Here is a 14,616-nt window from a genome sequence, read left to right as displayed (position 1 = left end):
TAAGGAATTCCTCCCTGATTTTCTTTGGTTTATTGCTCTAACCCTTGCAATCAGGGAAAACCTCCCGCAATTCACCCCAATTTGCTCTTAATAGTGGAATTCAGGCAATATTTAGGGAGGTTTTCCCTAAAAATTAAAAACGGCACAATTAAAGCTCAGTTCCCCTAGTTTCGCTATTGCGGCTCTGTTCCCCATACCAGCACTCCGTTCCGATAAAGGGTCACCTTGTTCCAATCCGCATAAGCGGTCTGAAGTGAATTAAACGAATAATCATTGGCCTCGTTAAAATTGCTCCAATCTGTCTTGTGTATCCGGGTCTGAATATCCCCGGAAGTTCCTCCAGCGGCAAGCATGCCCGCACCTGCGTTGAATTTCACTTCCAAATAGTAATCTGCTCCCGTTCGAGGCGTGTCCAGCTTTACAAAGCTGCCTGCTACCTTGCTGTTGCCGATCTGGGCATAATCGCAGAAAAAGGATTGCGGCTTGTCTCCATCGATCGTATACCAGTAACGGATGCTCAGCTCGCTAAGATCGACTGCAGTTGTGCCGTTATTTTTAATATTAAAATAGGGCTTCATCTGGTTGTCATTTGGGTTAGTATCCGCTGTCCGATACGCCACTGCAAGCCCGGTGACCGGTTCGACAGGCCCCGAGCCTTGCGGTGTAGCCATCGCTTGTACAGAATTGCTGCTCGTACCCGCACTATTGACAGCATTCACAACATAATAATAAGTCGTTCCGTTGCTAACCGCCGCATCGCTATAGCTCGTCCCGGTAGCCGTAGTCAGAGTGGTATAAGGGCCACCACTCGTAAGTGACCGTTTCACCGTGTAGGAAGTTGCGCCCGCCGAGGTGCTCCAGCTAAGATTCACGAGCCCATTGCCTGCAGCTGCATTCAAGTTAGCAGGAGCTGCTGGAACTACGGGAGCTGCCACTGTCTCCAATACAGACCAGTAGGCCGGCTTAGATTGGAGGCGCTCATCAAATAATAAAGGCCAATTGTTACGGGCTACCGGATAAGTGCGCAACCAAGTATTACTGTCATCCTTCCCCCAGAGAGTGACATTCGTGACCGTATCCGTGTGCCGCAGGAAGATCTCAAATAATGATTTGTATAAAGCCGCTTGGCGCTGCTTCAAATTATCAGGGAAGATCTCATAGGCTTGAGAATTATCAGAATACACACTAATATCCAGCTCAGTAATATGAGTTTCCAGCCCTAAAGCCTTGAATTTGATAATCGAATTCTCGATTTCAGAGAGCGAAGGATAATACAAGCTGATGTGCGTTTGATGCCCTACTCCGTCAATAGGCACCCCTTTGGCCTGAAGTCGTACAATCAGATTGTATAGCGCCTGGCTTTTGGCTGGCTCATGCGTATTGTAGTCATTGATGAACAGTTTTGCATTAGGATCAGCTTCATGAGCGAACTGGAATGCCTTCTCAATATACTCTTCACCCGCGATCTGGTACCACAGGCTGCGGCGCATGCCATCCGATTGCGAAGTGTCAATCACTTCGTTGACGACATCCCAAGCATAGATTTCACCTTTATAACGTTCCATAACAGTCTTAATATGACTCTTCATCCGTTCATATAACACCGTTTTGGAGACCAAATTACCGCTGGCGTCACGGAACACCCAATCCGGTGTCTGCGAATGCCAGACTAGGGTATGTCCACGTACCTGCTGTCCATTTGCGGTGGCAAAAGCTACTGCCGTGTCAGCTTCAGCGAAATTAAACACACCTTCCTGCGGCTCCGTGCTGTCCCATTTCAGAACATTTCCTGGTGTCACACTATCAAAATGCTTGGCCAACAATTGCCGATCCGGAGCTGTCAGCAGCTCACTATTCGTAAACGCCGAGCCGATCAGAAATTTGTTTGCAAACACATCCTTCAGCGAAGGAATCGCATCCTCGATGACAATTGGACCGAGATCCGGTAGCTTTTCCAATCGAAAATCATCCAAATAAAAAGAAGTTGTCGCGCTACCCGGCACTTCAAAATAAATAGAAAGCTGATCTGCCGGCTCCAATAGCTTGTACTGCGCCTGAAGCTTCACCCAACCGTTCGCTGTCACTGCACCAAAGGTCAAATTGTCATAATGAATGGTAGAAGGTAATGTCCGCTGCAGTGACATATAGATATTCGCGTTGGATGATCCGGCAGGCAGCTTCACCCATCCAATAAACACATAAGTTTGTCCTACTTCCAGCTGGCTAGTCACATCCAGTGAAGGTCCATGCCACGTTTTTGTTCGGCCGCTTACCTCCAGGCCATATGTGCCGCTGCGTGCCGCATCTGTTTTGGCTGTAAGCACCTCAACTTCCCCACGTCCATTCCAGCCCTGAACAGTGCCATCTTCAAAATCGCTTTGCTGAATAAGCGTGTTCTCCGCATGTGCGGGTGCAGCCCAATACACAGGTACAAGCAAACATAAAACCAAAACAAAATTAAGCGCTTTCAAAAAAGTTCCTTTTTTCATCGCTTCGATTCTCCCTTCTGAATTAGGTTCGAACCTTATTGCTTCGTTTCTTCCTGTTCCCCGATACCGCTCGGGCCACACCACCTTCCTCATAAAAAAAATCAGAGCCTATCCTCAGGAGGAACCAAGCTAGGCAGGTCATCCGTGAAGTATGGGCTCTATATCGCCATAATATCACATTTGTTTCCATTTATGGAACGAAAATAAATTATTTTCGATCTTATTTTACTTAAGCTGAACGGATCTGCGTTATCAGCTCCATTTAGCGCCGAAAAAACCCAAGAGACGACACCATTATGGTGTTGTCTCTTGGGTTACATAACATGCTGACTGAATGTACGGAAATTTTACCGTACAATTCGGTATTTCCAGCTGGATCAGCTCATTATACGGGAGTTCTACCGTTCATTTCGCCACTTCCAGCTGGATCAGCGCATTGTACGGGAGTTTTACCGTACATTTCGCCACTTCCAGCTGGATCAGCACAATGTACGGGATTTCTACCGTTCATTTCGCCACTTCCAGCTGGATCAGCACATTGTACGGGATTTCTACCGTACAATTCGGCACTTTCAGCTGGATCAACGCATTGTACGGGATTTTTACCGTTCATTTCGGCGTTTCCAGCAGGATCAGCGCATTGTACGGGAGTTCTACCGTTCATTTGGACGTTTCCAGCGGGATCAACACATTGTACGGGATTTTTACCGTTCATTTCGGCATTCCTAGTATGTACAAGAACATTATGCTAGTCAGATATTTATTTTTCTTTCGTTACTATCATGATCAGTAGTAAAAAAATCAAAACTAGTTGAATACCTAAATATATTATAGGAAAAAAATAGATAAGTCTTATCTGATCAAAGTCAGGCTTAATATCAAAAAAACTTAAATCAACAACCCCTGAACCTCTAGACTCTTTTCCTTGTAATTCTTTTAAATAAAATAGAATTCTCGTGCTAGGAACAATACTAATAACTAACCAAGAAATATTGTACCTAAGCTTTTCCGTCTTTAAAGCTATCTTGCAAGACACATTCAGAAGAATTATTGGTGCTGCATACATTATAAACATTTTTTTTACTACTTCTACTTCCAACTTCCCCGTTTTCATTCCCAAATGGTGACTTGTAGGAGTACTTTCATCCTTGTGCTTCTAGATTCACCTTTCAATCTATCACCTCTCACAAGTTATATTCTAGTTTCTATAATTTTACAATGAAAAAATGGAGATACTGAGATACAACAACAAATAAAAAAAGAGCCGTGTTGTGAACACGACTCCCTCTTCATATAAACCGCATCAGTAGCGGCATATTTGCAAGGAGCTTAGCAATAAGCTGTCATCCCTGATTTATTTTTTCGCAATATGAACCTTCAGCTGCTTACCCTTCACGGTGGTCTCTCTCATCGCTTGCAGCACCATTGCGCCTTTACCGTTCAAAATATCCACGTAGGTCACATTGTCCTGAATCGAGATAATCCCGATATCTTCGGCGGAAATACCTTCAAGTTTTGCTATTGTGCCGACAAAATCGACGGCTCTTAGCTTCTTTTTCTTGCCGCCGTTGAAGTATAGCTTCATAATCTCTTTGTTTAAGCTTTCGCTTTTGTCCTTCTTGCGGACAGGTTGCTTATTGATCTTCTGCTCGAACGCTTCCTTTGCGTAGGCCACTGCGTCGTCCGAAGGAGCTTTCATATGCGGAATGCTGAAGCCAATATAGCTTTCAATTTCAGTTACCCACTTCTGCTCATTCGGAGTGACAAAAGTGATCGCTTTACCCGTCTTGCCTGCACGCGCGGTTCTGCCTGTACGATGCACGTAGCTTTCTTTTTCCAGTGGAATATCGTAATTAATCACATGGGTGATATTCTCGATATCAATCCCTCTAGCCGCTACATCGGTAGCGATTAAATAGCGGAATTGCCCTCTTTTAAAAGCATTCATGACCTCAAAGCGCTCATCCTGCTCCATACCTCCGTGGATCTTATCACAAGGATATTCCAGATCCGCCAATCCTCTGAATACAGCATTTACCTGCTCCTGCGTACGGCAAAAAATAATACAGCTATCCGGATTCTCCACCGTTATGATATCGCTTAGCAAAGAGAATTTGGCAGCTTGTCTCACTTCAATCAACGCATGTTCAATCGTAGCCGTCGTAATTCCACTTGCCTGAATCTCGATATCCGTTGGATCGCTCATATATTTTAGGCACAAATTCTTAATGACTTCGGGTAAGGTAGCTGAGAATAACATCGTTACTCGCTCTTTGGGCAGCTGCTTAATGATCTTCTCGATCTGCTCAATAAAGCCCATGCTCAGCATTTCGTCAGCTTCATCGATGATCAAATATTTGATTCGATTTAGCGGAAGTGTGCCTCTTTCAATATGGTCAAATACGCGTCCAGGCGTACCTACGACAACATGTGTTTTTTGCGTAAGCTCTATCTTTTGAGGGGCAAAGGGCTGCTTGCCGAAAAGAGCAACTGCTTTAATCCGTTTAAAACGTCCGATGTTCGTAATATCCTCTTTCACCTGCATCGCAAGCTCCCGAGTTGGCGTAAGAATCAAAGCCTGCGGCTTATTCTCCACCCAATCCACCAGATCGCAAAGCGGAATACCATAAGCTCCCGTCTTGCCACTGCCTGTTTGCGATTTCACAATCAGATCCTTTTGCTGCAAAGCCACAGGAATTACCTTGCTCTGTACCTCCGTAGGTGTCATAAATTTCAGAACATCCAGTGCTTTAATTATCTCTTCGTCTAACTCATAATCTCTAAATTGCAATTCACTCATCGTTCAACCTCTTCTATGCCGATTGTTCTGGTTAAAGCGGAAACTCCGCGATCCTTCCATCTTGTGCATACTTATCATTATAACAGTTATTGGCGTCCTTGATTCCATTCCTTATAGAACTGGTCCAGAAAATTCAACATGAAATCATGCCGTTCTTCCGCTAACTTGCGTCCATAAGCCGTATTCATTAAGAATTTTAGTTTCAACAGCTTCTCATAAAAATGATTCACAGCCGTCCCTTTGCTATAATCCCTGTATTCCTTCTGCAGCGACTCCTCGCGTGGAGAAACTTCCGGATCATAGGCCGGACGTCCCTTTGCGCCTGAGAAAATAAAGGTTCTGGCAATGCCAATCGCGCCAAGTGCATCTAGTCGATCTGCATCCTGCACCACTTGACCTTCCAGAGTCTGCATAGGTTCTCCTCCACCACCACTAAAAGACATCGTTTCAACGATCAGCATGATATGACGAATTTGCTCCTCCTCTGTAAGGTTTGCCGTAAGCCAAGTGTGGACTTTAAGCAGACCTGCTTCTTTTGACGGATTAAGCTTCTCGTCTGCAACATCATGCAGCAAGGCTGCCATCGTACAGATAAAAACATCCGCACGCTCGATCTCAGCAATTTCACATGCCGTGCTGCGGACCCGATGGGTGTGCCACCAGTCATGCCCCGTAGTATCTTGTCCTAGTTGTTCTTTCACAAATTCTTCCGCCCGGGCTATTATTAAAGGTTGATTCATCGTCAACAAGCTCCCCTCGCCTATGAAATATCGAAGCCCTATTATAGCTGATTGCCTGTCCATTCGCCTACTAAAAATCTTCGTTATAACAAATTCTTACTTGCACGACTCCAAATGATCCGCTATAATCGGCAGTAATCAAAATGTCGAAGGGAATTGATTCTGATGAACACCATAACAATCATGCTGAATCAACTTCATTATTATCACAAACAGCGTTAGCAACCCTGAAATTCTCAGGGAGGCTAACGCTACTCGCGTTGGCCTCCCTGCGGCATAGATCACGCGCAGGACCATGAGGTCCTGCGCGTTTTTTTATTTCTAAACTATGCCAATTCAAAGGAGCTACTAACGATGCAGAACATTAAAGGAACTTATGATTACTTCGGAAAAGAGCAGGCGCTCAGAAAGAACATTCAAAATACGCTGCAGGATTTGTTCGAACTCTATGATTTTGAATCCATGGACACCACATTATTAAATGAACTGGAGTTATTAACCTCGAAATATGCAGGTGGGGATGAAATTCTCAAGGAGATGTACCAACTCACCGATCAAGGCAACCGCAAGCTGGGCTTACGATATGATCTGACCATCCCTTTTGCCAAAGTGATCGCCTTAAATCCTGGAATAGTGTTTCCCTTCAAGCGTTATGAGATCGGAAAAGTATTCCGTGATGGTCCCGTGAAACGTGGGCGCCTGCGTGAATTTCTGCAATGCGATGTTGATGTTGTTGGTATTTCAGGACCTGAGGCGGAAGCTGAATTGATGCAGCTGGCCACAGAAGCTTTTCGCAAGCTGGACATCCCGATCATCCTAAAATGGAACAACAGACGTTTTCTCGGTGAGATCCTTGAATCGATTGGTGTACCTGCCGAGGACCAACTGTCCGTTATGCTAACCTTGGATAAATTAGAAAAAATCAACCTCGTCGGCGTGAAAAATGAATTGATCAGCAAGGAAATCGAATCTGCAACCATCGCTGCTATTCTAGAGCTTATTGAAATGGACAACCCAAGCTTTGAGCAGTTATGCGAAAAATATAGTCTTACTGGACAACCGGGAGCAATGGAGGTTCTTGTCCTGCAAAAGCTGCTCCAAGACATTCAGCTGCAGCAGACTTGCCGTTTCGATCCCTTCTTATCCCGCGGGCTTTCTTTCTACACTGGAACCGTCTACGAGATCTTTGATGCATCCGGTTCCTTTACCTCGAGCTTGGGTGGTGGAGGCAGATATGACGCTATCATCGGACAGCTAGTGGGCAGAGAGGATATTCAATATCCTACGGTTGGCTTATCTTTTGGTATGGAGTCTATCATGGCGCTCCTTGCAGAACGTCCTATCCAAGAGCGCAAGACAGCAGAGGTTATGGTCATTCCGATTGGCGAGACGCTCCCACAGGCTTTAATTGCAGCCGCCGAGCTCCGTGCCTGTTCTATCCGGACCAATCTGGTATCCGGTAAAAGAAAACTTAAAAAGCAACTCGCCACAGCCTCATCCCAAAAAATACGTTACGTTATTCTGATCGGCGAAAGTGAATCCAGTGTGGATAAGGTGCGTCTGAAGGATATGAAGGAACAAACAGAGGTTATAGTTCCATTAGATGAAGCTATCTACCTTATTACTGGCTAAACTACTGCCTGATATCCTCCTAAAAAGATCTGCATAAAAAAAGACCCCGCCGGCGACCGGCGGGGTAAAGTCTATATATAAGGGAGGTTATACATGTACTATAACCCTGCAAGCTTAATATTTTATGAAAAAGAGATAAGGATTCCCTTAATTCATTTCAAACCCTTAGATCTTAAACTTATCTACTAACCCCTGAAGCTCTTTGGCACTTTGAGTATTTTCATCAGCCATAGTAACCTCCAGGAATGTTTTTTCCACGATATCCGCCGTTTTTACCGCGATATCCTGAATCCCTATAGCTCCCTCGTTTACTGTAGCAGCTACCTCATTAACGGCAATATTAATACTTGATATAGCCCTACTCAAATGATCGGCTGCGCTCTCGAATTGTTTTAACAGCGTATTTACAGTAGCAGCATCACTGTTGTATTGCTGACTTACCTCAGTTAATCGTTCATAATCTGCTAGAACATTCTGATCAATAAAAGAAAGTAATGCCTCAGAATTCTCCTTCATGGATTCAACAGAGGAATATACACCTGTTACCACACCTTGAATTCCAGCCGCAATCTTAGACGACTTCTCAGCCAACTTCCGAATCTCACCAGCTACAACCGCGAAACCTTTGCCTGCCTCACCCGCTCTTGCCGCTTCTATAGCTGCATTCAGGGCCAGCAGATTGGTCTGACTGGCAATGGATAGAATCGTATCCGTCAGTACATTAATCTCTGCAATCGCGCTCGACTGTTCAATCGCTTTTTCCATATCGATTCGCACGGATTCATAAATTTGTTTAGCATTCGTCGTAGATTCTGTTGCCTCATCTTGGAGAGCCAGCGCCCGCTCACTAATTTGTCTAGAAACGGCAGCGCCTTCCTTCACATTATTGGTGATCCCGGATACATTGTTATCAATTTCAGTAATTGCTGCTGTCATTTCCTCTGTGGAGGCTGCGGTCTCTTCCATACCTGCCGATAGCTGCTGCGTAGTCGCTGAATTATCGTGGGCATTTTCCCGCACATCTATAGACAGCTTCTCCAGCGTTTCTGCATTTTCAAGCACTTTGGACGAGATCGTAATTAAGCTTCCAGCCATCTCACGAAGTGTAGCCCGGGTGCTGAACATCGCTTTGGCGATCGTCCCTGTCTCATCTTTGTTTTTAGTCAAATACTCATACTCTGAGTCATGCGTCAAATTCAATTCTGCCGTTTTATTAATCATGTCCGTTAGTTTAACAATCGGAGAAGAGATTTTTTTAGCAAAATAAAGAGCAATCAGCAAGGCAATAATCAAACTTCCCACACCAAGAAATAAGTTGAAATTTCTCATATCAGTGACAGGTTTCACGATTTCATCGAGGTCTGCGGTTAATACAAGCAACCAGTGCGTCTCAGGTAAAACTGTATAGGTTGATTTTTTTTCCACATCTTTATATGTATTATTGAGCAGGCCATCCGCTACCTTCTCACCAGATTTCACACGCTCCATAACAGCTGCGATCTGCGTATTCTCAATAGGCTGACCAATTTGTGTTTTATCCGGATAATATAATTTATTGCCGTTCTCATCCAGTAAATAAGCGTAAGAGCTCGTCGTGTTTACCACTTTGGTATCCGCCAAATACTTAATCATACTATCTGCGGAAACAGCTGACGCAATAAATCCAATCATCTTTCCATTACTCTTTACGGGCTGTACAAAAGCCACTACATAAGCTCCTGTAGATTTTGATTTCAGCGTTTCACTGATCACAGGCTCAGCCGTCTCCATTACTCTTTTCGTATAATCTCTTTCACTAAAATCTGTCCCTATAAGCTTAGTATCACTGTCAGCCACACTAATACCTTTCATATCACTGACTAGAATGTGCTCAAGGTTCCCGGCCTCCTCCACAATGCTTTGAAGACTGGCGTTCACCTCATTCTGAAGCTTATCTCCTTTGTTAACTCCACCATTCCCAGCTTGCAGCAGTAGATCAACAATTTCCGAACGGCTCGCAATAAGCTCTGTGCTTCTCTGCTCTTTTGCTATCATGGCTGATATGGTCTGAGCTTTGTTCGTATTGACCTGCTTCATAGAATTCTCAGTAAGATTCACAATCGCCTGAGTTGATTTCAAATACGTAAATATCCCCATTACAGAAATACATAAAAGGGTCACACCTATCATAACAAGTGATAACTTTAGGCGAATCTTCATATTCTTTTCATCCTTCCGACTGCTTGTTCATTTGCGAACAATGAAATTGTAAATAATACAATTACTATCGGGTGGCAAAGTTGAATAGTGAATATAAATCGCGCAAAAATAAGAAATATATCATAAAATGTCGAAATTTTTCATGTAAATGAATAAAATATCACAGCTTTTAGGTCATATATCCTTCACAAGATGGTTAACAAGGCCTGTCATCTGTCCTAGAAGGACTAGGTGGTTCTAGCTGAGAGACAGTATTCGCTTGCATTAATGCACCCTCACTTAACAGTCGTTTAGTTCTACTACGTAAAAATAGACCAGACATCGCAGCGAGTATTTGTTGGAACAACATTCCCGAAATTACTGGAAGCGCGACAGCAGGAGGAAAATATTTCACCGCTAATACAGCTCCCGCACTTAAATTCCGCATACCCGAATTAAACTGCACAGCCACGGAATCTTCATAACTAAAGCGGAAACGGCGTGACACCAAAGCTCCGATTACATAGCCAAGCACAACGGTTATGAAGGTCACTCCAATAATGATCGCTAATTTGCCATCCGGATGTTTCAGATAACGGGCAATGCTGGCCCCATTAATAGAAACAACTACAAACAATCCGACTTTAACAAACGGAGCAAGCGGCGGTCCACATACTGTATTTACTTTCCCTTTTGTCCATTGATTCAGCAGCATCCCAACTACAGAAGGAATGACTACCATCCATAGCAGCCCTTTCATCATATCGCCTAGCTGAATTTCAACACTCGCTCCCATCAGCAAATATAAGGTACCCGGGACAACAATTGGCGACAAGAGCGTATCAATCAGAATAAGCGCCAATGTCAGCGCAATATTCCCTCCGTACATCGACACCCATACCACACTTACAACACCTGTAGGAATCGCGAACAGCAATACATAACCAGTTACTGTATATGGATCTCCCGGAAAAAAAGCCATGGCTGCAAGCCAGCCGATCAGCGGCATTACAATATGTAAAATTACCATTAGAATAATCAGCTTCTGAGGTTTCAGAAGTACCCCCAGCAGATCCTTTAGATTGGACTTCAAGCTCCCTATCAGCGTCATTACAGCGAAAATCCAGGGCACGAGACCTGTGAAAGGCAGCAGTCTGCTTTCGTTAAGTACGCCGACCACGATGGCCGTGGGTGTTAATAACGGCATAATCTTTTCTAGAACAACATTAGATTTGATGAGTCCATTTCTTATATTAGCAAACACTTGGCAGTACACCTTATGTATGAAGCTCATACATCCCTTATCTTTGTTTTTATTAAGTCTACCATAAAAAAATAGGAACCAATTCTTAAATTGGTCCCTCGAAGTAATCTATATAGAGTGTTAAACTTCTATGCCTTGTGGAAACAATGCATCCAGTGCTGGGCAGGGCTGCTTATCCAAAAACTGTGCCAATGGCGCTGGCATATTATTGTATAAATCTTTTAGTGAAGTTCCTTGATAAATGTTGCCGATAATCACCGGATGGCAAAGCTCTGAAATCAAAATGTCGCCATTTCCATGCAGATGAAGCTGCTTCTTCCCCTCGATACAGTGAGGAAAATACACACCCGGCTGCTCTTCGAACCCAAGGGCGTCCATAAAGCGGTCCATACAAGTGAAATACAGAATCGTATCTTCTTTCTTCCGTGCGATCAGCTCACTCACTGCATTCTTTAATTGTTCCCGTGCAGCTATAGACTTCCAACCCGTATGATCCATGATAATACTGTTCTGAATTTCATGTGTGCGCACGCCCATTGCGTAGACATGATCGCTGATCTCCTTCATATTATCCTGGGTTTCACTGAACAGCAGCGTCTCCAGTACGGTATCCACACTTGTTGCAGCGAATAGGGTAATATTTTCTCTTATTTTTTCATAGATGCTTGGATGAATATTATAATATTTTGAGAAAGCTTCCGCAGTAGTAAAATTGAAGGAAATATGTATAGTCGTTAATCCTGCGGAGACCAATTGGCCAATTCGTTCAGCATTTAAAAGACTGCCGTTGGAATTTAACTGTGTCTGAATCCCTCTGGATGCGCAGTAGGTTACAATTTCCACACAGTCATCGAATTTCAGCGTCACTTCTCCACCTGATAAGCGTACTCTTTTAAGGCCTGGAAGTTCGTCCAGAATGCGGATGACCTCTTTGGCTTTAATGCTTTGTCCATCATTTCTATTATATGCACAGCAATAATCGCAGCGGAAATTACAGTTCGAAGTTACCCCTATTTCTAACCCTTCCAGCTCATAAGTAAGCGGTTTGTCGAGCTCTAATGCTTTATATCTCATACTCTAAAGTCCTCCTGAAAAATAATGAATTTAGTTCAAAAGTTCAACCTTAGAGATTATATAGGTTTATGGCTTAGGTTAATGTGAGTTTTATAACATTCGAGTGTACGGTTTAATTAACGAATTAGTCGGAAGCGCATGCGTAATCACTTTCAGATACGCATAGTAACCTGTAACGGACTCAGCTGACCCTAAACCTAAAATTATCCTATTTTAAGAATGCCAACGGACTCCAGTGCACCTATTGACCGGAAAAACGCCCAATATGAGCCTTTTGCCAATGAATAGCGTCAGCGGAGTCCGAAATCATGTTTTGATAGCTGATAACATACAAATAACGTCATCCGAGTCCGAAAGCCTCGTGGAGTGATGGATAAACCGATACGCATTCAGGCATGTATATTACAGGTTATCTTCAAACTGGTGATGTCCACCGACACTTTTTATAGGGATATAAAGATCAACTTTTGCTTTACCTTCAGGGTCTGTATATGGATCATTCATACAAAATTCGAGCGCATACCGATCATCCGGTTCATAATCACTGTTAGGTAGCCATTGACCGTACACACTTTGATAGGCAATAGCCAATTTGTCGATCGTATCATAAAACGAATATAAGGCATAAAGACCACCAGATAAAGTTTTGAACTCTACGCTCGAATCACCCTCTTTAACAAACTCTTCTGGAATGGTTATGCAGGCATCATATCTACAAGAGTATTCGTCAGTCACGCTGGGATCATCTAAAGAAATACCAATGAAGTATTCTGTTGAAGGTAAATCATTTTTCTCAACCCACTTGCTGAGTGTTCCCCATGCCTTATACGTTTCAAGATAGCTGCCAACATGCCTTACGTATGCCACTTGATAACTTGGAAGTTCTTTTACCTCAATGTTCATTTCCCATACTCTCCTTAAAAAATTATTTATGTTGATACTCACATCATAATTTTTAGAAGGAGACAATTCTTCCTGATTATTGCTGGACATTAACTGATAATTGCTATGTTCTTGCCTTGACCTTCTCATCTCGCTTGGGGTTGTCTTAAACAGTTTCCTAAAGGATGAATTAAAACTTGAGATGGAACTAAAACCGCATAGAGTTGAGATATCTAGCATGGTTTTATGGGTTGTTTCAAGATAGGTTATCGCGTGATGTAGACGTCTTTCCGTCAGATAGGTCATTGGTGTTTTATTTGTAATTGCAGAAAAAACTCTAGAAAAATGATACTTAGAAAAATTAGAAACTTCAGCTAGCGTTTCTAGATTTATTTCTTGATCTAAGTTGTCCTCAATAAAATGAAGAACCGTCTGAATACGCACCCTGTAATCATTGTTCACTAGACCTACCTCAATCCCGTGATGATTAAATGATTTTTTTCTTATTTATTTTCTTCGCCCTATATACAACAGATGAGATGAAATCCCCAAAATGGATGGATCCTTTGCTGCATTAATGAGAAATTCTAAGAGCTCCTCATGTTCACCCCGGTCAGTCCAGTATTGTTTCTGCTCATTTGTCAGTAATGCTCCGAGGCTAGAAGAACCAATTAAATCAATGGTTTGAAATCCATTCTCCTCCATGAAAGATTTTATGTCCTCAATATTGAAGTAATAAGCTCCCGTAAACCTACCTTCATCTTTATGATTAAAAATCCCGCTATCATAAAATTCTTGTATTGAATCCATGTTGTCATTAGGCTTCCAATGTTGTGGGAACTGTAAGGATGTAAGAGTCATTCTCATCCGACTTTGAAAGGCTACAAATACGATGCCATTCTTCTTTGTCACACGAAACAATTCCTTAACTGCTAAAATCCGATCCTCTTCTTCTTGCAAATGATATAAAGGGCCTAACATCAGAGAAGCATCAAAGCTCTCGTCTGATATTCCCTCTAAACTAGTTGCATTCAGCACATGAAAACCCTTAAATTGCTCAGTTAATCCTAATTCATTAACCTTCTGCTGAGCTATTTCAACTAACTTAGGGGTAAGATCCGATAACGTTACGTTATAGCCCAGCTTCGCCAGCTCCATGGCATATTTACCGGGCCCAGCACCATTATCCAGTATAGAGTGTGCGGTAGTTAAATACTGTTTTATATAATGCAGATTAATGATGAACTCCAGCGGCTCCCTATCCAATCTTCCCCACTCATCAAATTGGGAGTAATAATCAATAATATTGCCCATTGCCAAAACACCGACCTTTAATTGTATTTTTTTCTGTAGAGAACAGAAAAAACCTATCGCCTCCAAAGAGGCGATAGGTTTAACCTTCGCGGTACCACTCTTTTTGATCGTTGCTTATTGCTTATAATAAACAACGAATCTTAGAACCCGATTACGGAGGGTTAGCCGTTAAGATCTACTGAGGTTCGATCTTACCGCTCATGGGTGAGTTGGGGAACCTACTCCGCTGTCTTGCACCAACCG

11 protein-coding genes and 1 other annotated feature (1 of these 12 cut by a window edge) are annotated in these 14,616 nt (G+C 43.0%); of the genes, 2 read left to right on the top strand and 9 right to left on the bottom strand.

Annotated features, from left to right (window positions below):
* Window positions 1-173: 173 nt before the first annotated feature.
* Window positions 174-2,489, bottom strand: a complete 2,316-nt coding sequence (locus NST94_RS09720; RefSeq protein ID WP_280752719.1) for an endo-1,4-beta-xylanase — start codon at window positions 2,487-2,489, stop codon at window positions 174-176.
* A 334-nt stretch (window positions 2,490-2,823) separates the two neighbouring features.
* On the opposite strand from NST94_RS09720, the gene NST94_RS09715 reads away from it, so the two are divergent.
* Window positions 2,824-3,282, top strand: a complete 459-nt coding sequence (locus tag NST94_RS09715) for a hypothetical protein (protein ID WP_339281908.1) — start codon at window positions 2,824-2,826, stop codon at window positions 3,280-3,282.
* Here the strand turns inward: NST94_RS09715 and NST94_RS09710 are convergent.
* The 3 genes from NST94_RS09710 to NST94_RS09700 all read right to left on the bottom strand — a co-directional run bounded on the left by NST94_RS09710 (window position 3,250) and on the right by NST94_RS09700 (window position 6,029).
* Window positions 3,250-3,609, bottom strand: a complete 360-nt coding sequence (locus tag NST94_RS09710; protein ID WP_339281907.1) for a hypothetical protein — start codon at window positions 3,607-3,609, stop codon at window positions 3,250-3,252. The two genes, NST94_RS09715 and NST94_RS09710, sit on opposite strands and share 33 nt — an antisense overlap.
* 234 nt (window positions 3,610-3,843) lie before the next feature.
* On the bottom strand, window positions 3,844-5,289 hold the full coding sequence (locus NST94_RS09705; RefSeq protein ID WP_076184329.1) for a DEAD/DEAH box helicase: 1,446 nt from the start codon (window positions 5,287-5,289) through the stop codon (window positions 3,844-3,846).
* Between the two features lie 86 nt (window positions 5,290-5,375).
* The gene (locus NST94_RS09700; RefSeq protein WP_076276371.1) at window positions 5,376-6,029 is read right to left on the bottom strand and encodes an HD domain-containing protein; all 654 of its coding nucleotides are present in this window, start codon (window positions 6,027-6,029) and stop codon (window positions 5,376-5,378) included.
* 354 nt (window positions 6,030-6,383) lie between these two features.
* On the opposite strand from NST94_RS09700, the gene NST94_RS09695 reads away from it, so the two are divergent.
* Window positions 6,384-7,661, top strand: coding sequence for a histidine--tRNA ligase (locus NST94_RS09695; RefSeq protein ID WP_280752717.1), 1,278 nt, complete (start codon window positions 6,384-6,386; stop codon window positions 7,659-7,661).
* A gap of 165 nt (window positions 7,662-7,826) precedes the next feature.
* Here the strand turns inward: NST94_RS09695 and NST94_RS09690 are convergent, their stop codons facing one another.
* From NST94_RS09690 to NST94_RS09670, 5 genes are all read right to left on the bottom strand, one after another.
* Window positions 7,827-9,860, bottom strand: coding sequence for a methyl-accepting chemotaxis protein (locus NST94_RS09690; protein WP_280752716.1), 2,034 nt, complete (start codon window positions 9,858-9,860; stop codon window positions 7,827-7,829).
* 196 nt (window positions 9,861-10,056) lie between these two features.
* Window positions 10,057-11,103, bottom strand: a complete 1,047-nt coding sequence (locus NST94_RS09685; RefSeq protein ID WP_280752715.1) for a bile acid:sodium symporter family protein — start codon at window positions 11,101-11,103, stop codon at window positions 10,057-10,059.
* Between the two features lie 120 nt (window positions 11,104-11,223).
* Window positions 11,224-12,177, bottom strand: a complete 954-nt coding sequence (locus tag NST94_RS09680; protein WP_038569765.1) for a radical SAM protein — start codon at window positions 12,175-12,177, stop codon at window positions 11,224-11,226.
* Window positions 12,178-12,579: 402 nt separating this feature from the next.
* Entirely contained in the window at window positions 12,580-13,521 is a 942-nt protein-coding gene (locus NST94_RS09675) for an AraC family transcriptional regulator (RefSeq protein ID WP_280752714.1), read from the bottom strand.
* Window positions 13,522-13,566: 45 nt separating this feature from the next.
* Window positions 13,567-14,373: a class I SAM-dependent methyltransferase gene (locus tag NST94_RS09670; RefSeq protein ID WP_280752713.1), complete on the bottom strand. Its 807-nt coding sequence runs from the start codon at window positions 14,371-14,373 to the stop codon at window positions 13,567-13,569.
* Between the two features lie 63 nt (window positions 14,374-14,436).
* Window positions 14,437-14,616 (bottom strand) — a binding site (T-box leader) (it continues 52 nt past the right edge of the window).

The sequence above is a fragment of the Paenibacillus sp. FSL H8-0282 genome, from assembly GCF_037963825.1.
Taxonomy (GTDB): Bacteria; Bacillota; Bacilli; order Paenibacillales; family Paenibacillaceae; genus Paenibacillus_AQ; species Paenibacillus_AQ odorifer.
The sequence above is the reverse complement of the archived record's forward strand: the minus strand, read 5'-3'. Positions and strand labels throughout refer to the sequence as shown.